The sequence below is a fragment of the Limnothrix sp. CMB-01 genome, from assembly GCF_055193175.1.
In genome coordinates this window covers 771,398-794,858 of the sequence record NZ_CM143720.1, presented here as the reverse complement: position 1 = coordinate 794,858, position 23,461 = coordinate 771,398, and the positions used below count along the sequence as shown (strand labels likewise).

Below are 23,461 nucleotides of genomic sequence, written 5' to 3'. Positions count from 1 at the left end.
GCTGCAATCAATGAACTGGTGATGAGCTAATGGGCAATCAGTACCAGCTCCGTTCACCGATTAATTTCAAGTCATTCGTGAGCATTTCATGATTGCTTGATCTAGTCATGATCGGCAGTGAATTTCTGATCCACTGCCGATCGAACGGATTGGTTAGGACACTTGCGCAAGGGTCAAAACATCAGCAACCGATCGCGCCGCTAACTGCACCCGATCAATGTCTTTCGCATCCATTTGGCTGTGAATGGGGAAGCATAGCAGCGAATTCCAAACCTGATTCGTGACGGGCAGGGGATAGCGTGCATAGCTCTTAGCCCGTGCCAGGGTATGAAGGGCGGGGTTGAAGTATGAGCGACATTCCACCCCTTCTTCCCTCAGGGCGGTAATGACGCGGCTCAGTTCCCCTTGCTTGGCAACCGGCATCAACACTCCCAGGTTTTGGAAATTGGAAATCACGCCCTCGGGAATTCGCTGGGGCATCAGGGCCCCGTGACAGGACTCCTGGAAGAAGGTGCGCAGTTGTTGGGCGTATTGGCGGCGTTGCTCAAGATTTTTGGGGAAGTGGCGCAGGACGTGGCGACCGGTGGCGGCCCGCAACTCATCCATTTTGGCGTTCATGCCCAAGCTCGATTCTGACAAGTTGTGATGGGCAATGCCGTGGTTACGCAACTGTCGCACTTGATTGAGCAAGTCCAAATCATGGCCAACCAGTGCGCCGCCCTCGATCGCTGGCAGCACCTTGGTTGCATGAAAGCTAAACATTTGCAGGCGCGGTTCTGCGGGAACCCGACGGCCATGGGTTTCAGTGCCAAATCCGTGGCAGTTGTCATAGATTAGCTCCGCCCCCGCCTGTTGACAAAGGGCAGCGATCGCCGGCAAGTCAGGCGTTACCCCGAACACATTCACCGGCACTACCACAGCAACATCCCGCTCCTGGTCAAGAATTTGCGCCAGGGCCGTGGGCGACATCGTAAAGGTTTCGGGATCGATGTCGCAGAAAATTGGCTCTAGACCCGCCGACTCGATCGAATTCAAAGTGGCAATGAAGGTATAGGACGGCAACACCGCCTTGCCTTTGCGCCCCAGCACTTGCATACCCAACGTCAGCGCATCCGCACCATTGCTCAAGACCACCACATCGGGCACGCCGAGATACTGGGCCAATTCCTTTTCAAAATTGTGCAAGTGGGGACCGCCGTTGGTGGCTTGCCCGGTGGCCAAAGATTGCTGGAAGGATTGGATGAGAACACTGTTGGGCGCAAAGTGCGGGCGCACCATGGGCACCACTGGAGGAGTATGGCTGGAACTGCGAGAGAACGCACCGCGACCGGCATCGGGGCTAAGCAGTCCCCAATAGTCGAGGGTTCGGCGCAACCCTTCCTCCATGTCAATTTTGGCTTTGAAGTTTAGGATCCGTTCCAGCTTGGACACATCAGGCACACGCACGGGAATTTCTTCAAATCCCTCGCCAAAAAATTGCTTTCCATCAATGTTTTCGGTTCCGGCTTTGTGGCCTGAGAGGCGAATCATAATTTCCGCCAATTCACGCATGGTAATTGGCTCAGGACGGCCAATATTAACGGCTGAGTGGTTATAGCTACAGTCGGGACTGAGTTCAAGGGCGAGTCTTGCGGTTGCTTCTGCCGCATCGTCGATATAACAAAGGGTGCGCACGGCTTGACCGCCATCCACCAACATCAAGGGCAAACCGTCGCGAATTCTGCCCAGAAACTTACTGATGACACGTCCTTTTCCCGGTGCATCAAGTTGGGGGCCATAGATATTAAAGTATCGAACGGCGGCGGCGGTCAGTCCCAAACGGCCCAGGGCATAGGCGTAGTGTTCCCCGGTGGTTTTGGAAATGGCATAGCTCCAGCGATGGTTTCGAGAAGTGCCATAGATGCGATCGCTATCTTCTTCCAGAATGCCGGTATTTAAGCCGTAGGTTTCGCTGCTGCTGGCAATTAAAACAGGGCGGTCATGTTTCAAGCAAGCCATTAAGACATTGCGCGTTCCCAAGATATTCACATCCAAAACATCGTGGGGCCGAGTGACATATTCATCCACACCAACAACGGCCGCGAGATGAATCACTCGATCGCAGCGAGCAATCCAATGATCCATGCAATCAGCATCGAGAATATCGCCCGCGACGTTCTCAATTCGATCATCAATATCGACTAGCCGACCGGGATCGTGGCGATCTAAACAAACCACTGACTTGCCCACACTCAGTAGATAGCGTGCGATCGCGCTGCCGACAAAACCAGCACCACCCGTAATTAAAACGTCAAAATCTGCCATTTCAATAGCCTCGCCAGCGAAAATTGCTGAACCAAATAGCGGGATTATTTCAGCTCAATAATCCCTTGATCGTTTTGAAATTCAACCAAACGGAAACCCGACTTAACTTAAGCCTTGGAAGATTTTTCGAAGTGACTAGTTCAAGAGAGACAGCCCAACAATGACTCTCATGGACGAAGCTTATTCGCTCAAGCAAGATGCTTGAGTCAAGACCTAGAAATTCCGACTGGAGGGGTGGAATGATCTTAGGTCTAATGCTGTTTAAAGGTCAGATTAACTCTAGGCTAAGACAATTTTGATCGCAAATAGAAAAAGCAGTGATTGTAATGAATCTTAATCTCTTGAATGGACTTAAAAATCGTGGCTCATCGATCAATTTAACGAGCAGATATCATTGGATACATGACCAAGGGGGTTGGGTGTTAAAAATCATACATTTGCCTTGGTTTTGAATAACTGAAGCTCAAGAATTTTGGTAAAAATTCTTCTGTTCAACTAAGGTGGATCGCTAACTAACTTCTTGAAGAAAAGTGTAGTTAATCTCCTAAGTCAGATCATCGCCAATGAGGGGTTTGACCCCCTCAGATTCTCGACCTTTCAACGTCAAAATCAAAGTTTTGTGAACCTGATCACCCATCCTAAGGCTCTATAACTGAAATTCTGTAAAAAATATTAAGTTCATCAATTGAAATTGTGTGCTTGAAGCGCTGTGCAAACTATGGAGAAAGAGTGGCAATGAGGGGATTGAAAAATAAAGGCAAAGGGGATTAGTCCTTTGCCTGCTGCGTATGCCGCTTGTGCTGTGGTGAATGTTGAGCCGGGGGGGTGAGGAGACGAGGTTGCTGGGCCTTGGGGTGGGGGTGATGGATTGGCGCGGGAGTTACAGGGTTGCGAGTTGGGGCCGCAACAGGGCGATCGCCCGGCCGCGATGGCTCAGTTCATGTTTTTGGGCGGCAGACATTTCGGCGTAGGTGAGACCCAACTCAGGCATCAGAAAAATGGGGTCGTAACCAAAACCCTGCTCTCCCCGGGGGGCTGTGGTAATTTCACCGGGACAGATGCCCTCAGCTTCGGCGGCCACTGTGCCATCGGGCCGCACGACCACCAACGCACAGACAAATTGGGCCCGGCGATCGGGCTGGTTGGCCAATTCGGTGAGGACGCGGTTGATTCGATCGGCATCGGTGACTCCATAGCGAGCGGAGTAGAGACCCGGTGCGCCATTGAGGGCATCGATCGCCAGGCCGGAATCATCGGCGATCGCCCATTCACCGGTTGCCAGGGCCACTTGGGTGGCTTTCAGGCGGGCATTTTCGAGGAAGGTTTGGCCCGTTTCTTCAATCTCTAGCTCCGGGGGCTTCAGGGCCAGTTCCCAGCCCAAATCATCCAAGTAGGCCTGTAGTTCTTTGAGTTTGCCGGAGTTTCCGGTGGCAACGACTAAACGGGGCATGGCGAAAAAAGAAATTTCAGAATGGACAGAACTTCCCAATTGTCCCGATCGGGGGTGGTTTGGCAAAGGGCAACCAACGGTAATGACCACCCAAAAAAATCACCCGGGGATCAGCCCGGGCGAACCAAGTCCAGCAGGTTTGGGTTAAATCAAGAGCGCACGGTTGGTTTTGGGTGGGTGCGCCCGTGGGAATTGGGCAGCAACCTTAGGCGGCGGCAGCTTCGGCCCATTGCCGGGCCCATTCCAGGATTTCATGCACCCGATCGAGCGTGACGGCTTCGCAATAGAGCCGCAGGACGGGTTCCGTGCCGCTGAAGCGCACCATTAACCAATCGCCACTGGTTAGGCGGAATTTATAGCCGTCGGTGGTTTGGCAGTCGGTGACCGCTTGCCCGGCAATCGTTTGGGGTGGGTTGGCTTGCAGTTGTCCCAAAAGCCGATCGCGGGCGGCCATGCTGGCCAGGGCTAAATCAATGCGATCGTAGGCATTGAAAAAGTTGGTTTTGGTTTGCAGATCTCCGTAAAGCTCATTCAGGCTTTTGCCCGCTTTCACAACGGCTTCCAGCACATACAGGGCCGAGAGCAGCGCGTCCCGCTCGGGAATGTGGTTGCCATAGCCCACGCCGCCGGACTCTTCGCCCCCAATCAACACCGGCACGCTCAACATGCGATCGGCGATGTATTTGTAGCCCACGGCGGTTTCATGAACCGGCAATTGATACAGTTCCGCCACCTTGGGCATCAGGTCGGAGCCGCTGACGGTTTTAACCACTTCGCCGGTTTGCCCACGCACCACGGCCAGGTGTTGAATCAAAATTGGGATCAAGATCTGGGAGGTGAGAAATTCCCCAGACCCATCGATCGCGGCGATCCGATCGCAGTCGCCATCAAAGACCAGCCCCACGGCCAACTGGTCGGGATGGGTTTGTTGGTGGTCGCGAATTTGGGTGATCGAGCGGGTGGTGTATTTGGGCAACGGTTCCGGCGCGCCCCCTTCAAACAACGGATCGCGATTGGTATTCAGCTCTTGCACGGCAACATCCAGCACCTTGCTGAGGCCGCCGGCCGAAGCGCCATGCATCGCATCCACAAACACCGCCAGCTTGCCATCGGCAATGGCAGCTCGGATGGCAGCAAGATCAACAAATTGCCGCAACGCTTCACAGTAGCCGCTTTCCCAAGGATTAAACGACTCGATCGGCTCCGGATGCTCCACCTCGGCCGGAACCGTTTCGGCCGCCAACATCGTCTCAATCTTTTGGGTCACCTCCGGCGACACAGAACCCCCAAAGGCTCCCTTGACCTTCAGACCTAAATAGCGACCAGGATTGTGGCTGGCCGTCAGGACGATCGCCCCAAGGGCCTGTTCATGGTGGGCAATCCAGCTAAAGACCGGCGTGGGGGCATAGCAGTCCGACAGCTTCACCCGATAGCCGATCGCCTGGATGGCTTCAGCGGCCACCCGTGCAAAATCTTCCGCCATGAACCGGCGATCGTAGCCCACCAAAATGGTGCGGTTGCCGGTGCTGGCCCCAAACTCCTGGGCCAACGCTTCCGCCGCCAGCGGGGCCACCCGAGCCACCCGCTCGATCGTGAAGTCCGCCGCAATTACCCCCCGCCAACCATCCGTGCCGAATTTGATCGGGCTGGCCGCCGCCGCTCTCAACGATTGACTCATGAATCAAAAACCTCTGCTTTGTGCGCTGCAATACCGCTCAGATTGGGAATCTAGGACGCAAACGACTGGGGGCGATCGTCCTGGGCTGCTTTGGCCGGGCCGATCGATCGCCCCCGTCCCTTCCGGATTTCCTGAACCACCCCACCCCAACGCCGTGCGGGGTCGCCCCACGCAAGCCTATGTTAACAATCGGGTTAATCGGGTTTGCCCCCTCCCGATCGCCCCAGGGATCCAGGTCAATTCCTGACCTTGCCGGCCCCATCTCTCCGCCTCGCACCCGCCCCAAACCCGCCATTTTCGGCACATCCCCCATTTGACAACCCCAGAACAAATCGACCATCATCGATTCGCGCGAGCCACACCCACCCTCACCTCATCTTCAGCCTGCTCACGCATCGGTTCGCCCGCAGGACTGTAGCCCACCTTGGAGCGCCCCATGGCCATCATTAACGGTAACAACCTTCCCAACCTCCTCACCGGAACCAACGACAACGACCAAATTTTTGGCAACGAAGGGAGCGACACCCTCATTGGCTTAGCCGGTAACGATGCCCTCCAAGGGGGCCGCGACAACGACATCCTCAATGGCAACGATGGCAACGACTTCCTGCAAGGGGGCTTTGGCAGCGACCAACTCTTTGGTGGCAAGGGAAATGACACCCTTTACGGCAACGAAGATAACGACTTGCTGGATGGGAACGATGGCAACGATCTGCTCTTTGGTGGCCAAGATCCCGACATCCTGCGAGGCAGCCAAGGCAACGACACCCTATGGGGCGACGTGGGAGCCGATACCCTCTACGGTGGCCAGGGCGATGACCTGCTGCAAGGCAACGAGGGCGAAGACATCCTGTTTGGAGATTTGGGCAACGATGTCATTTTCGGTGGCCAGGGCAATGACCTGATTTTTGGCAGCCAAGGGAACGATCGGATTGATGGCAGTCGAGGGGATGACGTAGTTTTTGGTGGCCGAGAAGCCGACACTATCAATGGCGGCGATGGTAACGATGATCTGAATGGTGACAGCGGGGCTGATCTGATTTTGGGCGGCCGCGACCTTGACATCATCAACGGCGGCGAAGGCAGCGACACCCTCAACGGCAACGGCGATGCGGATACGATCAATGGCGGCGACAACGAAGATGTGATCTTCGGCGGAACCGGGGACGATCGCCTGTCCGGGGATAACGGTAACGACACCCTGTATGGCAACCAGGGCAGCAACACCCTGATTGGGGGCAATGGCGGCGACACCTTCATTGTGTCAGGCCAAGCGGGTGGCGTTGACATCATTGCTGACTATGACTTCACCCAAGACCTGATTGGGTTTGAGGGCAACATTGCCTCGCGGGTGGTGGTGGTTCCGGGAACGGGGCTGAACGCGGCCGATACGTTCCTGACGTTGGTGGATACCAACAACACGGAGCGGCTGATTGCGATCGTGAAAAACAGCCAGCGCCTCAGTTTCCTCACCCCCGTGGGTACAGACACCACCACGGGCGGCGTGAGCGGCAGCACGGGCGGCACGGGCAGCACCGGTTCCACCCAGCCCTCCACCGGCAATGACAATATTCAAGGCACGTTTGGGGATGACACGATCGATGCTTTGGATGGCAACGATACGGTCACCGGTTTGGGTGGTGCAGATTTGCTGAAGGGCAGTGGCGGCAACGATTTGATTGATGGCGGCGAGGGCAATGACTCCATGGAAGGGGGATTGGGGTCTGATACGTTGCTGGCCACGGGGGGAAGCGACTTCTTTATTTACAACACGCCCGCTGAAGGGGGCGATGTGCTGACGGACTTTGACCCCACGTTGGACAAATTGGTGATTCGGAGCACCGGATTTGGGGGAATTACGACCCTGCGGGTGTTCTCGGTGGATCCGGAGCGGGGCGGGTTTGCCTTTGTCACTAGCGGCACGGGGGTCGCGTTGCAGTTCAACAACGGATCCGGCGTGCAAACGATCGCCACCTTCCCCAATGCGCCTGCCAACTTGTCCAGTAGTTTCAACAGTTGGGCCATCCTGGGCTAGGGCTGGGCGATCGGGTAGTAGTCGTAGATTTCGGCCAGGATCTCAGCCCAGTTGCGGGCGAGCAGTTCAATAATCTGTTCGCCCCGATCGGCCGCCGCCGCCGTTGGGTCACCAATCACGCCACTTTGGCTCAGATCTTGAATTGTCCAGGCGTAGGTTAAGGCTCCCTTGGGCCCCAGTCGCTTGCCCGGATGGATCAGGGGCATCTCTGCTTGGGCCCGTTGCATCCGCACCCGATCGGGATCAAGGGCCAGCATCACGCAGGTTTCCGCATCGCCCGCGTGCATTCCCAGGGTTTCCGCCGGGTTCAAAAGGGGTTTGTAATTGGCCGATCGCCACACAAAACAGGAATAGGTTCAAAAGTCGGGATATCGCTCATGGAGATCCGTGGCGGCAATATCCAACACCTGGGGCTGTCCTCCGTGGCCATTCAGCAACAGCAACTTCCGAAAGCCTGATCGATAGAGGCTGTGGCCAATGTCCATCACCAAGGACAGGAGCGTGGTGGCGCTGAGGGAAATGGTTCCCGGCAGCGCCAGATGCTCGTTAGATTTGCCGTAGAACAACGGTGGCAGGGCATAGGCCACCACGTCAGGCCGTTGTTGATCGAGCCATTGGAGCGATCGCCCGAGAATTCCGTTCACGATCGCGCTGTCCACATTCAGGGGCAAGTGGGGCCCATGCTGCTCGATCGCCCCCACCGGCAAAATCACCACGGCCCGCTCCCGATCGGGCAAGGCCGCGATATCTTGCCAAGTTAGATAAGCAAAAAAGCGGTGTTCCGGAATGGGCCCATGCATAGGTGGCTCGTCCAAATCAGCATCAGCGGTTAACCCAGAGCCATGAGCGCCCTCAAGCTTCCGAAGTCTCAGAAGCTTCCGAAGTCTCAGTGCTGGGAGCGGCCTTGGCCGCCAAGGCCTGCTCAGCGGTGAGGAAGTCGATGAACTGGCGAGCCGTGCGACCCGATCGCCCATTGTGGCGTGTGGCCCACTGCAAAGCTCGGAACCGCAATTCTGCCCGATCGATCCCGAGATTGGCTAAATCAGCCAAATGATTCACGATTTCTAAATAGGTGTCTTGGTCGGCCGCCTCAAAGGTCAACGTCAGGCCAAATCGATCGGCAAAGGAGAGCTTTTCCTGCACCGTATCCCAGGACTGCACCTCATCCGCATCGCTGGGCCGGGGGCGATCGGCAAAATATTCCCGCACCAAATGTCGTCGGTTGGAAGTGGCATAGACCACCACATTCTTTGGCCGCTCCGTGATGCCGCCCTCCAGGCAAACCTTCAACGCCTTGAAGGCCTCGTCATCCTCCTCAAAGGACAAATCATCCACAAATAGGATGAATTTTTGGGGTGCGCTCCGCAACAAGTCCACAATCTCCGGCAGATGACCCAACTCTTGCTTGGCCACCTCCACCAATCGCAACCCCCGATCGCCATAGGCCGACAGCAGCGCCTTCACGAGGGATGATTTTCCCGTGCCCCGCGCCCCATACAGCAACACGTTGAGCGCTCGGTGACCCGCCAACAGAAATTCCGTGTTTTGGATTAGTTGCGCCTTGGGGCCGTCATAGCCGGCCAGGTCGGGCAGATCGATCGGGTCAGGGTGGGTCACCGGCACAAGCTGCCCCGATCGCCAACGGAAAGCGCGGGACTCGCTGAACTGTCCCCGATCGGCCGCTGCCAAATAACGCACCAAAGCTGGCGTGGCTGTCGCCCAGTCGTCCAGGTTGCGCAACTGGGCCCGGAGTGCGGCTTTTGGATTGGGTTTTGTATCTGGTTTTGTATCTGGTTTGGTTTCCGGCTCGGTGACGGCAGATTGATCCGACACATCGGATTGATCCGACTCATTAGATTGATCAGGCTTATCAAGTTGATCAGGATCAAGCGCAGTCAATTGATCGGGCTTGTGATCGGGCTTGTCCAGTTGATCAGAGACATCAAGCGGATCAGATGCGTCGAGTGAATCCAATTCCATTTCTGAGTCAGCACTGGGCCCACTCCAGGCCACTAGCTCGATCGCCCCACCCGCCAACTCCTGGGCCCACTGACAAGCCAAGGCCGGCTCGAACCGCCACAGTTGCTGAAATGCCCGCAAATCATGGTCGATCGCCGCGATCGTGGCCTTGGGCAATTGCTCGATCGTCTTGCCTTTGAGCACCGGAGCCAACACCGCATCCACCGTTACCAGGCGATCGAGCAAATAATCACCCCAGCTTTGGCCCGTGGTCATCAGCGCCCGAAACCAGCGCCCATAGGCCAATGTAATATCTGTCGCATCGCGCGATCGCTCCAGCACCGTTCCCAAAAACTGCGCAAAAGCCTTGCCCACTTCGTTATCCAACACTCCCGGCAACACCAGCAGCGAGGCCAGCAACCATTGCAGCCGTTCAGCCTCCTCCTGAATTTCCCGTAACCGACCGGGACTAATTTTCGGCCGCTGGGAGGATGGGTCGTCAGTCCGCAAGTAGGTCATAGGCCAGATCTCGTTGTCTCAATGAGCAGGAGTTTGCACCGGGCAGCCACCTTCAAAAGCCATCAGCGGCGCGATCGCCCTAGCTGGAAGTGGCAACCAACAGCTTAACTGCCCAGAGATCGCTCGCAAAATGAGCCAGCACAAGAATCAATCACCGCCGGAACTAACCAGCCAGCGTTAAGCCACATCAGACCCCATCCACATCAGAACCCATCAACACACAGGAGGGAGAACAACTCAACATTGCTCTCCCTCCCGTGGCGATCGACTGGATTCGTTTGGCGATCCCAGTTTTGAGACCCCGCCTATTTTTTCAGGTCTTTAGCCATGCTGCGGAACGCATCCAAGTTGCGATCGGCCTTGCGGCGTTCCAGGGTTTCGCCGGCCGTGCTGGCCGGAGCGCTGCTGGTGGGTTCCGCAGCCTTGGCCTTGGGCTTGGCCGGTTGTTCAACGGGCGTAGTTCCCTTGGGGAAAGTCTTGTGGACTTCCACTTCCTTGCGCATCCGCTCAATGTCCCCGAAGGTGCGAGCGCTGTCAAAATCCAAGAAAAAGTCCTGGGTTTCCTTTTGGCGAGCGGGTTGGGGCGCGGGTGCTTCTTCTTTTTTGTTGCCGCCGAACAGGCCACGAATGAATCCGGTCATGGTTGGATCTCGTTCTCTAAAGGTTTGGGCTGGAGTTGATGAGAAATTTTAGACAAAACATTAATTTCTGTGAACCAATTATAAGGATTTATTCTTCAAGAAATTTGGGTATTCCCCAAAATTCCGTCAGGATTTCGGGACTGAAGGGGAAGTTCCGGTGTGCCTTTTAAAATTGGAGAGCGATCGCCGATCCCAATCCATCCTTGAATTCTCTGCCCTTCTTAGCACCATGCCTCCAGAGTCTCCCGAATCCACTTTGAATCCGTTGTCTCCTCCATTGGAGTTGCCCCCGCACCATGACTTGCCCCAACAGCCCCCTAAGCTTTCCCTGCCAGTGATGTTGCGCTTGGGCCTGTTTCAAATGGGCCTGGGCATGATGTCGGTGCTCACCTTGGGGCTGCTGAACCGGGTGATGGGCAATGAGTTGGCCATTCCCCTGGATGTGGCGGCGGGGGCGATCGCCCTGCACCAGTTCATTGCGCCCGCCCGTGTTTGGTTTGGGCAACTGTCCGATGCCAAGCCCCTGTTCCGACTGCATCGATCGGGCTATGTCTGGCTGGGATCGATGGTTTTTGCTGTGCTCTCGTTTTTGATTGTGCAGGTGATGTGGCAATTGGGCGCGGCCGTGGCGCAGGCGGGCGGTTGGTCTTGGGAGGGAACCACGGGCCTCTGGACGATCGCCCTTGGGTTGCTGTTTGCGGGCTATGGCCTCTCCATCAGTGCCAGCTCCACGCCCTTTGCGGCTCTGTTGGTGGACGTGTCCGACGAAGATGATCGATCGCGCCTAGTGGGGGTGGTTTGGTCAATGCTGATGGTGGGGATCATCATCGGGGCCATCGTGACTTCGATTCTCCTGAAACGGGCCGAAGCGGCCAACAGCCTCGCCGCTTTGCAAGGGGCCTTGAACCAACTGTTCATCATCGTGCCCGCGACTGTGGTTGGGTTGGCCTTTGCGGCCACCTGGGGTGTGGAAAAACGGTTTTCGCGCTATGGCCTGCGATCGCACCTGGCGGAACGGGAAGACCAAATTACCCTCGGGCGGGCCCTGCGAATTTTGACCGCCAGTCGGCAAACAGGCATCTTTTTCGCATTCTTGCTAGCCATGACCTTGGGTCTGTTTTTGCAAGAGGCCGTTCTCGAAAACTACGGCGGCGAAGTGTTCAACATGCCCCCTTCGGCCACCACGAGTTTGAATGCATTCTTTGGCACGGGAACCCTTTTGGGGTTGGTGGCCACGGGCTTTGGCCTGATTCCCCGGTTGGGCAAACAGCGCACCACAAAGCTTGGTTGTTTGCTGACGATCGCGGCGCTGGGGCTAATCATCTTGGCGGGATTTTCCAGCAATCCCAATCCTGGGTCGATCGGGGCTAATCCCACGGTTTTGCAAGCGGCCGTGGGTATTTTTGGCCTCACCTCGGGCGTTGTCACCACCGGGGCCTTGACCCTGATGTTGGATCTAACGGCGGCGGAAACGGCCGGCACGTTCATTGGGGCTTGGGGTCTGGCTCAGGCCTTGGCCAAGGCCCTGTCTACCTGGTTGGGCGGCTTAATTTACCAACGGGTTGGGCTGGCGCTGTTTGGGCAACCGATCTATGGCTTCATCACGGTGTTTGCGGCGGAAGCGTTGATGATGGCGATCGCGATCGGGCTGCTGTGGTGGGTGAATGTGCGGGAGTTCAAAACCGATTCCCAACAGGCGATCGCCAACGTTTTGCAGGTGGAAATGGACTAAACCGCTTGCTGCTGATGGCTGCTGAGTCGTGGCTAAGTCGCAGCTGAGTTATTGCCGAGTTATTGCCGAGTTACGGAATCATCAGCTCGGGTTGAGCAGGGTGCAGGGTAGGCAATGTCCACCCGTCATCGATCGCCCAACGAGTCTAATCATCCCTGGAGAGAGGTGAATCATGGGGGCATCTTGAGCGAGATGCTCCCATGATTTTTGGGTAAGAAGTTCTTTGCAGCCTGATCAAAAGTAGTTAAAAATCAATACAAAAATCCATAACCCTGATAGTGTCAGCCAGAGCAAGTTCACGCAAATTAATGCGGTCTTTTGAAATTGAGAATCATCATCAATCAATAATCAAGGAGTAATTCAACAACCATCCATGGACTCATCACTGACAATTGGATGAAATCAGAGTCTTAACCCCTATGGCTCAACCCAATTTCAGAATTCTGGGGATGGGTCTTTAATTGATAATTGATCAGGATTAATTCCTAAATTGCTGGTATTGCGATTTACAAAATTTATCTTTTTTTGTAAAAGTTCAGACAAAATCCAAAGAAGTCTTAAGACATTCTTGGGAGACAGTCATCCCGGGAACAATTCACGATAACTACATCTTAGGGGTGAATTTGTGGACGGAGGTTCCTACCAGCGATCGAGATCACACAGGATGGCGATCGATTATCGACCGTAATGGCGATCCGGCTAACTAGCGCTCCGTGACGAAGATTGTTCGAGAACGCCGCTTCGGTCACTGAGCATTCAGAGGAGCCTCACTACGATAGTTAGCATCAGGGCAGCTTCCCATCGATCCCTATTCCGGCCGCGCGCACTGGCGATCCAGGCTTAAAAACGAACCCATGCGGCGATAGATCGATAGCTATGCAGCAACTGGCGCATTGAGGGTGTTGGACTCGCTTGATTCATGCGCATCTTCGGAGCGGTAGAGACTATGACTGCTATGCCTATCAACTTTTTCGATTCAGATCAATTCTTTAGTAAATCGCCGATCGATTTGTCGCCTGAGTTGTCCAGTGGCCTGCTGGATGAGCAAGAAGACCACTCCGAAGAATCCCTTGATTCCGGAGACCAGGATTTTGATGAAACGACTCTGGAAAATGAGCTGAGTGGCTCAGGATTTGAGGTTGAAGATTTGGGCGTAGATGATTTGAGTGCTGAGGATTTGGGCACAGATGACCTCGGGGCCGATCGCCTTGAGGAAGAGGATGAGGACGTAAAGGCGGCCTTGGCCCAGGATGGCCGGCGCGATCGCCGCAGAACCACCGATCTCGTGCGCCTATATCTCCAAGAGATTGGGCGGGTGCGTCTGTTGGGTCGGGACGAGGAAGTGACCGAAGCCCAAAAGGTGCAGCGATATATGCAACTGTTGCGGCTGCGGGAAACGGCCGCCTGCCCCGAAGAACCGCAACTGGAACGGTTGGTGAACTTGGTGGCTGTGCGCGATCGCCTTTGCGCCACCCTGGGCCATCGCCCCTCGATCGAGCGTTGGGCCCGCGAAGCCGGTGTGACCGTGCCGGAACTGAAGACCGATTTAAACAAGGGCAAAAACCGCTGGGCCGCCGTCGCCCAACTGACCCTGGCGGAGTTGGAAGACATCCAGACCCAAGGCACGCGGGCCAAGGAGCGGATGATCAAGGCCAACCTGCGCTTGGTGGTGTCCGTGGCCAAGAAGTATCAAAACCGTGGTTTGGAACTGCTGGATTTGATTCAAGAAGGAACCCTGGGCCTGGAGCGGGCCGTTGAGAAGTTTGATCCCACCAAGGGTTATCGCTTCAGCACCTATGCCTACTGGTGGATTCGCCAAGGCATTACTCGGGCGATCGCCACCCAAAGCCGCACCATTCGGTTACCGGTGCATATCACCGAGAAGCTGAACAAAATCAAGAAGGCCCAACGGAAAATTTCCCAAGCCAAGGGCCGCACGGCCACCCTTGATGATGTGGCGGCTGAGTTGGATATGACCCCCGCCCAGGTGCGCGAGGTGTTGATGCGCGTGCCCCGGGCCGTTTCGCTGGAAACGAAGGTGGGCAAGGACAAGGACACCGAGTTGGGGGATCTGCTGGAGGCGGATAGCGCTTCGCCGGAAGAGAACCTGATGCGGGAGTCGTTGCAACGGGATTTGCAACAACTGCTGGCACAACTAACCAGCCGCGAGCGGGACGTGATTCAAATGCGGTTTGGCTTGGGTCACAGCAGCCCCTATTCCTTGGCGGAAATTGGGCGGGCGCTGGACTTGTCACGGGAACGGGTGCGGCAAATTGAGGCGAAGGCCTTGCAAAAACTGCGCCAACCGCGCCATCGCAACCAGGTACGGGATTATCTGGAAGCGCTGTCCTAGGGCAATGTCTGCGGGTTGGTGAGCGCTGCTGCCCAATGGGACGTTTGCCCCTTGAGTCCATGAATCATTAAGTCCATGAGTAATAGAGGGGCGATCGAACTAATCGATCGCCCCTCTATGATTTGTTGGATTTTTTGGGCTGATTTTTGCTGGTTGATTTTTGCCTGTTGGCTGAGCTGATTAGCCGTTGCTCGGAAACTGAGTTTCGAGACAAGACCAAGGCGGAATGGGGTCGCGACCCGATCGCCCGACCAGGTTACCAGCTCGTCCAGTGGGCAAACAGGGAGAAGCGACGAAGATTTTCAGGGCCGCCTTCGCTGGTGAAACTCAGGCGATCGAGGCGATCGAACAGGGGCCGCAGGGGCACTTCCACCAACCGGAACAGGGGGATCAAGCGGCGCACCACTGGGCGGGCAGCGGGCCAGCTCAGGGTAACATTGCCATCGTTGGGGACAGGCAGGGTGGTGACAACGGATTGCCAGAGGTGATCACCCAGGAGGGAGGCCGTTTCATCGCGCCCCGCTTGCACTGCTGCGGCCAAGGCGGGAACGGAGGTGGCCAAAATTTCGTAGTCTCCCACCGTGGCCCGGGCCCCTTGCACTTGGGTGCTGACTTGACCCGCATTGCGCCAACCCATTAGGCCGGCGCTGGACGGTGCGATCAGTTGCGTCCAAACGGTGGCTAGTTGGTCGCTGTCCAAGTTCAGGGTTCCGAGGGTCAGGCCCTGTTGTTTGGCCAGGGCATCAATCCGATCGAGTGCGGCGGCGGTTTCGGGAGTGCGGCGGGCCACAAAGACCCAATCGCCGGGAAATTCACCCAAGGCTCGTTCCGCTGCCCGATCGCCCACTTCCACAGGAATTAAGCCCAGGGCAAAATCTCCGGTGTTCCAGGCCAAAAGGTCGTTTTGCAAATTTAGCCCTGAATTGGTTGCCACCTGACTCAGCAGCGGGCCGATCGCCTGGGCGATGGGGCCGTCGCCCAAGATTTGCTGCCACTGTTGGGTGAGTTGTTGCAGGTTTGTGCCGCTGAGGGCAATGGTGGCGGTGTTGGGTAAATAGCGGGTGGCGGTGGCGGGTTCCGTGAGGGGAGATTCGGCCGCCACCAGGGTCAGGCCATCGGCCGCCACCCAAGCGGCCTCGGTGACCAAGCCCGATCGCTCGGCCTTCAGGGACAGGGTGGCGCTGTGGGCCGGCAGTGCGGCCAACCACTCGGCGGGTAACAGTGCTTTCGATCGGCGGCGGGTAGCGGTGGCGGGTTCCAGGAGTTCACCCAAGGCCGTGGGGTTCACGTAGGCGATCGCCAGTCGATCGGGCGGGAGCGCTGCCAATTCCCGTTGATAGTCCGGTTCTCGCAACAGGCTCAAGTCAGCCGCTTGGATGTTGTTGATGGCATCCCGCAGGACTTTGGGATCGTTGGCAGCCAGCACGAAGCGATCGGCCACCAGGGCCGTGGCCAAGTCCGTTTGGGTCGAAACTCGGCCGCCCTGGGCCAAGCGTTTGGCCCAACCGCGTGGAATCAGATCCAACGCTTCCCCATGAACGATTTTTACGCCCTTGTATTGCTCAAAAATCAGGTTAATGCCGTTCAGGGCTTGTTTTTGCCAGAACAGTTGCAAGAATTCCCGGGCCCGATCGGGATCGTTGGCGGCCGCCGCCAGCAAATAGCCCGGCTCCCGGCCATTGTTGGGATCGCGATCGATGTCCACGGTGGTCACCGCCAGGGTCACTTCATCCCCCAGCCAGGGCTGCACATCGCGATCGTAGGTTAGGCCGCTACGGGTGAGCCAGGCATCGCGGGCCTGTTGCCATTCGTGGCGGGCCGCCCTGCGCCGACCCAAGGGCGCGATCGCTTGGCGCAAGGCCTCCACGCGATCGGGATTCACCAACAACGAAACCATGGCCGGAGCCTGTTTGGGGATCATCACAGCGGCTTCGGGCTGAGCATTAGCCACACCGTCCAACAAGCCCAGGGGGCTGTGGGTGGCAATCCAAACAGCTCCGGCGGCCCCGGCCGCCACCAGCGAAATTGCGATCGCCGCCAAAATTGAAAAAAACGCGCGCCCCTTCATGCTTCTCGCTCGCCCTTTTTGGTGTTCGCTTGTGGCGGCCTCCCGCTTGGGTCGGGCTGCCTAGCCCGGCTCCATTATTCCATCTCGATCGCGGGCGGCCTGTGCAGATGCCTGTCTCGGTTGCAGTTAGCAACAAAATGTTGAAGTTGAGCCGTTGGGTGGCAAGGTTGCTGGGGCTGCTTCCCGATGATTTTCCCGGTTAGTTATTTTCCCAGCTAGTTATTTTTCTGGTGATCTGCCCGCTCAACGGTGACTCTTCAACATTGGCCGGCCTAGCGAATTTCCAGCCGATCGGGCCACCAAACATAGGTTGATCGGGGATCGTCATTCAAGAGCCACAACTGCGACGGTAACTGAGCCAGCGATCGCGCAATTAAGGGGGACTGACTCCAGCCCAACCGACTCCAGAGGGCTTGGCTCTTGTCCTCTAGCCAACTGAGGCCAAAGGGTTCCCGGCGCGGATATTCCGCCAACACCCAGTCTTTCCCCAGTTTGGCGGCCTTGGCGGCGGCGGCGATCGCCTGATCTAACCCCCCCAACTGATCGACTAAGCCCAAATCTGCTGCGGCTTTGCCCGACCAAATTCGCCCCTGGGCCAACTCTTCCACCTTGGCCCGATCGATCGATCGCGACTGGGCCACATGATCCAAAAATCGATCGTAAGTCCAGTCCACCGACGATTGCAGCAGGGCCAGCTCAGCGGGCGTTTTGCTGCGGGTCACGGAGCCAATGTTGGCAAAGGGAGCCGTGGTGACCGCATCCCAATTCACCCCATTGTTCTCGCCCAGTTTTTGGATATTGGGCAACAGGCCAAAAACCCCGATCGACCCGGCAATGGTGGTGGGTTCCGCCCAAATTTCCGTGGCCGGCGCAGCAATCCAATAGCCTCCAGAGGCGGCCACATCGCCCATGGAGACAATCACCGGCTTGTCTTTAGCCGCCAAGGACACCTCCCGAGCAATGATGTCAGCGGCGGTGGCGCTGCCACCGGGACTGTCAATTCGCAAAACGATCGCCTTAACATCCTCGTTTTTGCGCAACTTCCGCAGTTCCGTGGCGATCGCGGTGCCATTCATCGCATCCCGCTCGCCGTCTGTGGTTTGGGTCACCATCGTGCCCGTGGCATAGAGCAAGGCAATTTCTTGGCCCGTTGCGTTTTTGCGCCGATCGCCCAATTTGCTTTGGGCTGCTTCCACGGTTCCCACTTGGCGTGCATAGTCAGCCACCGCAACCCGTTGGAAGGTGGGCTTGTTGTCTTCCCGATCGGCCAGCTTCAGCACCCGTTCAATCACCTGGTCGTCATAGGCCAGGCGATCGACCAAACCCAGCTTCACCGCCTGATCGGAGCGCAACAACCCTCCCTGATCGGCGATCGCTTGCAACTGGGCGATCGACTGTTTGCGACTTTGGCCCGTCGCCGTCAGCACCGTTTGCCACAAATCCTGAAGTAGGGCTGCCGTTTGGGCCCGATTTTCAGGGCTGAAATCCCGACGGGCAAAGGGTTCCACCGCCGACTTGAACTTGCCGGCCCGCACAAACTGTACCCCAATGCCATATTTTTCAAGGGCCCCGCTCCAAAAGGTGCTTTCGGCGGCCAACCCGTTGAACTCCAGCCCTCCCGCCGGATGCAACCGCGTTTCATTGGCGGCGGATGTTAGGTAATAGGTACGCTCGTCCCAATCCGTGCCATAGGCAATGACAGGCTTCTTTTTCCGAAACTCCAGAATGGCTTCCCGCACTTCCCGGAGGGTGGCATAGCCCGCGATCGGGCCCGTTCCGGCACTGTCGTAAAGATAAAGACCGGTGATTTGGCGGTCTTTGGCCGCCTGGGCCAAGGTGTCTAGCAACACCCTGAGGGGAATGGTTCGAGGGCGATCGCTGAGCCAGCGATCGATCGAGTCCTCTGCCTGGCCCGGCTCATCCCGAATCGCCAGCGACAGATCCAACGCCAACATCGATCGCCCCTTGAGGGCCACTGGCTCCGAGGAGCTGGACAGGGCCGCCAAAAAAGTAATCAAACCAATGAGTCCCAGGAGGCTGCCACCTGCGAAGATCGTGAGGCCAACCAGCGTTCCCAGAATGCTCGCGATTGTTTGTTGTAAAAAACTTTTCATGACGGCTGGCGGTGCAGGGACTAGGGCAGCAGGAACCAAAGCAGCAAGGTTGCGGATCACTGGCAATCCCTGCGAGCTTTTCTATGCTAGACCCAATCCTAGCGATCGCTGCTGGGGCTTGCGCGACAGAGGTTGACGTTGGCCGCTCATGCTGCCCTCTGCTTGCCTGCTTTTGTTCGCCTGTTTCGCCTGCCTTCCGAGATTTCCACCCATGACCAACCCCGACGCTCCGCAATCTAGCGATCCGCAACCCGCCGGTGGCGATGGGGGTTGCGTGACGGCGACTTCGCAACCGTTGGAACCTCCCGTAACCCCTGAGGCAGCTTTACAACAGCTTGTGGCCGGGTTGCCCCTGCCGATCGCCCTGGTGGATGGCCAAGGGAGCTATTGGGCTGCCAGCCCGGCCTGGTTAACGGCGCTATCGCTGCCGGAAGCCACCCCCGGCCAATCGGTCATGACCCTTTGTCCAGAACTGGCCACCCTTTGGCAACCGGCCATTGCCCGAGCCAGTCAGGGGCAAACCATGCGCTCAGAGCAACCCCATTGGCTGCAACGGTCACCCCATCCGGGCCTTTGGTTGGAATGGGAGGTGGCTCCCTGGGGCAATGGCGGCCTTGGGCCGAACGATGCCGGGCACAACCTGGTTTGCATTTCCCTGCGGGTGGTGAGCGATCGGGTGGTGATGGAGCAAGCCTGGAAACAGCTTTTTATCCAATCGGGCAGTTGCCTTTGCACGATCAACAGTCAAGGGGAATTTCAATTTCTCAACGAAACCTGGGATCAGGTTTTGGGCTGGCGGGAAGAGGCGATCGGGCGGCCTTTCACCGATTACGTTCACCCGGACGATCGCACCCGCACCCAGGCGGAAACTCACTTTTCACCCCAAGGAACCCCTACCCGCGTCCTGGAAAATCGCTACCGACGCAAAGACGGAACCTATCGTTGGTTTCGCTGGAATTTCTTTTGGGATCGGGCCCAGGATCTGATCTACGCCGTTGCCCAAGACATCACCGAGCGGCGCGTGCTGCGCTTGGCCCAAGAACAGGCCGACACCGCCTTGCGAGACAACAACGAGCGCTTCCGCACCATGGTGGCCAACGTCCCCGGCGTGATCTATCGCTGTTTGGGCGATCGGGAACGGACGTTGTTGTTTGCCAGCGAGGCGATCGAACATCTCACCGGTCACCGAGCCGAAACCTTCGTTCAATATCGCAATCGCACCCTGCAAGACCTCACCCACCCCGAAGACCGCGATCGGGTGTGGACGGAAATCCAAGCCGCGATCGCCCAGCAGCAACCCTACCGCGTCGAGTATCGGCTTGGCCACGTCAGCGGCGAACTGCGTTGGGTGGTGGAACAGGGACAACCCAGTTTCAACCACAACCGACAACTGATGTGGCTGGATGGGGTGATTTTTGACGTAACCGATCGCAAAGCCACCGAACAGGCCCTCCAGTCCTCAAAAAAGCGCTGGTCATCCCTGGTGCAACGCATCCCCGTTGCCATCATTGAATGGCTCTCCGATGGGCGCATCATCACCTGGAACCGTGCCGCCACCGAACTCTTCGGCTACACCGCCGAAGACATGATCAATCAACCGTTCGATCGAATCCTGCCCGAAAACGAACAGCCCAAAGTCTATGCCCTGATTGCCGATCTGATGACCGGTCGTGGCGGCAGCCGGTTCCGCAACTACAACCGCACCCGCGACGGCCGCATCATCCTTTGCGAGTGGCAAAATGCCCCCCTTCGCAACGAACAGGGGGACATGATTGGCTGTCTGTCCATTGCCACCGACATCACCGCCCGCATCCTGGCCGAAGATCGCCTGCGCCAAAGCGAAGAACGCTATCGCTGCCTGGTGGAAGCCATGGGCCAAACCCTCTGGCGCACCAACGCCGATGGAGAAGTGACCGAACCCATGCCCCACTGGGCCCACTTCACCGGCCAATCCTTTGCGGACTACTGCGGCCAAGGTTGGTTGATGGCCGTTCACCCCGACGATCGCGGCTACACCCAAGAAGCTTGGCAAACGGCCCGACAACAGCGCCAGCCCTACAAAATTGAGCATCGGTTGCGCCGCGCCGATGGTGAATATCGCCACATGGTGGTGCGGGGTGTGCCCGTCCTGGAAGCCGATGGAACCATCCGCGAGTGGGTGGGGGTGGACACGGACATCACCGAACGCAAACAGGCCGAAATTCGCCTGATGGAACAGGAGCGTACCCTGCGCACCGTGTTGGACACGGCTCCCCTGCTGATTTGGCTCACGGATGCCAAAGGGCGAGTGCAATTGGCCAATCGGCCCCTCTGTCAAACCTTTGGTGTCGAAGAATCCACCCTGCTGGCGGCCAATCACTATCAAGACGTGCTGGGAGAAGAGTCCTGCCGCGTTTGTCTGCTGTCCGATCAACGCTGCCTTTCCCTCGGGAAAACGATTCAGGTTGAAGAGCAGTTTCCCAACGCGGCCGGCGAATTGCGTGATTTTGATGTGGTCAAAACGCCCCTGCGAGATCACACGGGCGCAATTACCGGATTGCTGTTGGTGGCGATCGACACCACGGAGCGCAAGCAAATTGAACGGGAACAACAGCGCCTGTTAGCCATTTTGGAGGCGACCACGGACTTTGTGGGAACCACCGACATTCACGGCAACTTAACCTATGTCAACCCCGCTGGTTGCGCCATGTTGGGCTACAGCGCCGAGGAAATTTTGCGCTTGAACATTGCCCAGTTGCTCCACCCTTCAGAGCGAAACCTAATTCAAGAGCAGTTTCCCCAGTTGTTGCAGGAAGGCGTGTGGCAAGGGGAAGGCTTATTTTGCGATCGAGCCGGGAATCCGATTCCCGTGTCCCAAGTGGCTCTGGTGCATTACGGGCGCAATGGACAGGTGGAATATTTGTCCAACGTGGCCCGCAACATTGCAGCCCTGAAGCAGGTGGAACAGGCCCTGCGAGATTCCCAGCACTGTTTGCAACGACAGGTGGAACGGGAGCGGCTGATTAACACCCTGTCAACGGAAATTCGCAAAAGCATTCATGGCTCCAAGGAACAGGTGATTGGGTTTGCCTTGGAGGAAATTCGCCTGGCCTTGGGGGTTGATCTAACGACCTTTGCCCTGTATGACCAACCGGTTCATGATCAAGTGCATCAACCAATTGATCAATTCAATCAGCTCAATCAGTTAGCTCAGCCACTGGAGGATCAGCAACTCGGTGAGCCAATTAATCAACAAACTGACCAGCCAATTGACCAGCAAGCTGACCAGCCGGCCACAGAAACAATATTGGTGACCAATTCAGCAACTGATTCAGCAACTGAAGTGTTGGCAGAGGGGGCTTGGAGCATCGTGGCGGAAGCGAGAGATCCGGCCATTCCCTCGGTGATTGGTACTTACCATGAGTCCCAGTTTGGCTCGTTGCTGGCAGGGCTAACCCGTATGGAGGTGGTGCAAATTGACGATGTGAAGCAACTGCCTTTGCGAGAGCGGCTAACCCTGTCGCGGATGAAGGTTCGATCGCTCCTCATGGTGCCGGTGCGAATTCATGGCTCCCGAATGGCAGTAATTTCTTGCTTGCAGATGTCCCATGAGCATCGATGGCAGCCGGATGAGGTGGCGTTGGTGCAGGCGGTGGTGAATCAGGTGGCAATCGCTAAAAATCAGGCAGATTTGTTGGAGCGAACCGAAATGGCCGCCGCTGAAGCCCGGGCCAAGGCGATCGCCCTGGAGCAAGCATTGCGAGAATTACGCCTGACCCAAACCAAATTGGTGCAACAGGAAAAAATGTCGAGTTTGGGGCAGTTGGTGGCCGGGGTAGCCCATGAGATTAATAATCCCGTGAACTTTATTTATGGCAACTTAGCTCATACGGAAGATTACAGCAGAGATCTATTGCGATTAGTGGCGTTATATCGCGACTTTTATCCTGATTTAGAACAGCCGATCGCTGACCTCATTGAGGAAATTGATCTGGACTTTTTGATGATTGATCTGCCCAAAATGCTTGATTCGATGAAATTGGGGGCAGAGCGAATTAAGGAAATTGTGCAATCGCTGCGGATTTTCTCCCGCATGGATGAGGCGGAAATGAAGGTGGTGAATATCCATGAGGGATTGGATAGCACCCTGACGATTTTGAATGGGCGAATGAAACCGAAGAATAATCGGTTGGGTATTGAGGTGATTCGAGAGTATGGAACATTGCCAGAAATTGAGTGCTACGCGGGGCAACTCAATCAGGTGTTTATGAATATTTTGGTCAACGCGATTGACACCTTGGAGGAACGAGATCAGCAGCGATCGATGGCGGAAATGCAAGCGAACCCGAGCCGAATTCGGATTATGACGGAACGCCGGGGAGAGCAAGCGATTATCCGGATTCAAGATAACGGTCTGGGAATTCCGCAGGAGGTGCAGCAGCGGCTATTTGACCCGTTCTATACCACCAAGCCCGTGGGCAAGGGCACGGGGCTGGGATTGTCCATTAGCTACCAAATTGTGACCGAAAAACACGGAGGGACGCTAATTTGCGATTCGACCCCTGGGGCAGGCAGCACGTTTGAAATTACGATTCCACTCTGGCAACCCAATGCGCCTTCTTGAGGGGC

The 23,461-nt window shown here is 56.7% G+C and carries 12 protein-coding genes and 1 pseudogene; 5 read left to right on the top strand and 8 right to left on the bottom strand.

Annotated features, from left to right (window positions below; all coding sequences use genetic code 11):
- Positions 1-153 precede the first annotated feature (153 nt).
- The 3 genes from ACZA91_RS03365 to ACZA91_RS03355 all read right to left on the bottom strand — a co-directional run bounded on the left by ACZA91_RS03365 (position 154) and on the right by ACZA91_RS03355 (position 5,432).
- Entirely contained in the window at positions 154-2,304 is a 2,151-nt protein-coding gene (locus tag ACZA91_RS03365) for a DegT/DnrJ/EryC1/StrS family aminotransferase (RefSeq protein ID WP_463184666.1), read from the bottom strand.
- Positions 2,305-3,184: 880 nt separating this feature from the next.
- Positions 3,185-3,754 carry an RdgB/HAM1 family non-canonical purine NTP pyrophosphatase gene (gene rdgB, locus ACZA91_RS03360; RefSeq protein WP_099534669.1) on the bottom strand — a complete coding sequence of 190 codons (570 nt, stop codon included), beginning with the start codon at positions 3,752-3,754 and terminating at the stop codon, positions 3,185-3,187.
- 205 nt (positions 3,755-3,959) lie between these two features.
- Positions 3,960-5,432, bottom strand: coding sequence for a phosphoglucomutase/phosphomannomutase family protein (locus ACZA91_RS03355; RefSeq protein WP_463184664.1), 1,473 nt, complete (start codon positions 5,430-5,432; stop codon positions 3,960-3,962).
- Here ACZA91_RS03355 and ACZA91_RS03350 point away from each other — a divergent pair.
- Positions 5,431-5,679 (top strand): hypothetical protein, encoded by a 249-nt coding sequence (locus tag ACZA91_RS03350; RefSeq protein WP_463184663.1) that lies wholly within the window; start codon positions 5,431-5,433, stop codon positions 5,677-5,679. The two genes, ACZA91_RS03355 and ACZA91_RS03350, sit on opposite strands and share 2 nt — an antisense overlap.
- A gap of 189 nt (positions 5,680-5,868) precedes the next feature.
- Positions 5,869-7,467, top strand: a complete 1,599-nt coding sequence (locus ACZA91_RS03345; RefSeq protein ID WP_099534672.1) for a calcium-binding protein — start codon at positions 5,869-5,871, stop codon at positions 7,465-7,467.
- Here ACZA91_RS03345 and ACZA91_RS03340 read toward each other — a convergent pair.
- From ACZA91_RS03340 to ACZA91_RS03330, 3 genes and pseudogenes are all read right to left on the bottom strand, one after another.
- A pseudogene (locus tag ACZA91_RS03340) lies at positions 7,464-8,267 on the bottom strand (creatininase family protein). The gene ACZA91_RS03345 and the pseudogene ACZA91_RS03340 overlap by 4 nt on opposite strands.
- A 52-nt stretch (positions 8,268-8,319) precedes the next feature.
- Positions 8,320-9,945, bottom strand: a complete 1,626-nt coding sequence (locus ACZA91_RS03335; RefSeq protein ID WP_463184661.1) for an ATP-binding protein — start codon at positions 9,943-9,945, stop codon at positions 8,320-8,322.
- Positions 9,946-10,250: 305 nt separating this feature from the next.
- The gene (locus ACZA91_RS03330; RefSeq protein WP_099534674.1) at positions 10,251-10,586 is read right to left on the bottom strand and encodes a hypothetical protein; all 336 of its coding nucleotides are present in this window, start codon (positions 10,584-10,586) and stop codon (positions 10,251-10,253) included.
- Positions 10,587-10,815: 229 nt separating this feature from the next.
- On the opposite strand from ACZA91_RS03330, the gene ACZA91_RS03325 reads away from it, so the two are divergent.
- The gene (locus ACZA91_RS03325; protein ID WP_463184658.1) at positions 10,816-12,318 is read left to right on the top strand and encodes a BCD family MFS transporter; all 1,503 of its coding nucleotides are present in this window, start codon (positions 10,816-10,818) and stop codon (positions 12,316-12,318) included.
- A gap of 955 nt (positions 12,319-13,273) precedes the next feature.
- Positions 13,274-14,671: an RNA polymerase sigma factor SigC gene (sigC, locus tag ACZA91_RS03320; protein ID WP_199291669.1), complete on the top strand. Its 1,398-nt coding sequence runs from the start codon at positions 13,274-13,276 to the stop codon at positions 14,669-14,671.
- A gap of 256 nt (positions 14,672-14,927) precedes the next feature.
- Here the strand turns inward: sigC and ACZA91_RS03315 are convergent, their stop codons facing one another.
- Positions 14,928-16,739: a DUF3352 domain-containing protein gene (locus ACZA91_RS03315; protein WP_463184657.1), complete on the bottom strand. Its 1,812-nt coding sequence runs from the start codon at positions 16,737-16,739 to the stop codon at positions 14,928-14,930.
- Positions 16,740-17,011: 272 nt separating this feature from the next.
- The gene (gene sppA, locus ACZA91_RS03310) at positions 17,012-18,853 is read right to left on the bottom strand and encodes a signal peptide peptidase SppA (RefSeq protein ID WP_190356251.1); all 1,842 of its coding nucleotides are present in this window, start codon (positions 18,851-18,853) and stop codon (positions 17,012-17,014) included.
- A 211-nt stretch (positions 18,854-19,064) separates the two neighbouring features.
- On the opposite strand from sppA, the gene ACZA91_RS03305 reads away from it, so the two are divergent.
- Entirely contained in the window at positions 19,065-23,456 is a 4,392-nt protein-coding gene (locus ACZA91_RS03305; protein WP_463184654.1) for a PAS domain-containing sensor histidine kinase, read from the top strand.
- Positions 23,457-23,461: the final 5 nt, after the last annotated feature.

What these genes read in the sequence shown, in the direction of transcription:
- ACZA91_RS03365 (WP_463184666.1), bottom strand. Translation starts at nt 2,304, where the DNA reads ATGGCAGATTTTGACGTTTTAATTACGGGTGGTGCTGGTTTTGTCGGC.
- rdgB (WP_099534669.1), bottom strand. Translation starts at nt 3,754, where the DNA reads ATGCCCCGTTTAGTCGTTGCCACCGGAAACTCCGGCAAACTCAAAGAA.
- ACZA91_RS03350 (WP_463184663.1), top strand. Translation starts at nt 5,431, where the DNA reads ATGAATCAAAAACCTCTGCTTTGTGCGCTGCAATACCGCTCAGATTGG.
- ACZA91_RS03355 (WP_463184664.1), bottom strand. Translation starts at nt 5,432, where the DNA reads ATGAGTCAATCGTTGAGAGCGGCGGCGGCCAGCCCGATCAAATTCGGC.
- ACZA91_RS03345 (WP_099534672.1), top strand. Translation starts at nt 5,869, where the DNA reads ATGGCCATCATTAACGGTAACAACCTTCCCAACCTCCTCACCGGAACC.
- ACZA91_RS03335 (WP_463184661.1), bottom strand. Translation starts at nt 9,945, where the DNA reads ATGACCTACTTGCGGACTGACGACCCATCCTCCCAGCGGCCGAAAATT.
- ACZA91_RS03330 (WP_099534674.1), bottom strand. Translation starts at nt 10,586, where the DNA reads ATGACCGGATTCATTCGTGGCCTGTTCGGCGGCAACAAAAAAGAAGAA.
- ACZA91_RS03325 (WP_463184658.1), top strand. Translation starts at nt 10,816, where the DNA reads ATGCCTCCAGAGTCTCCCGAATCCACTTTGAATCCGTTGTCTCCTCCA.
- sigC (WP_199291669.1), top strand. Translation starts at nt 13,274, where the DNA reads ATGCCTATCAACTTTTTCGATTCAGATCAATTCTTTAGTAAATCGCCG.
- ACZA91_RS03315 (WP_463184657.1), bottom strand. Translation starts at nt 16,739, where the DNA reads ATGAAGGGGCGCGCGTTTTTTTCAATTTTGGCGGCGATCGCAATTTCG.
- sppA (WP_190356251.1), bottom strand. Translation starts at nt 18,853, where the DNA reads ATGAAAAGTTTTTTACAACAAACAATCGCGAGCATTCTGGGAACGCTG.
- ACZA91_RS03305 (WP_463184654.1), top strand. Translation starts at nt 19,065, where the DNA reads ATGACCAACCCCGACGCTCCGCAATCTAGCGATCCGCAACCCGCCGGT.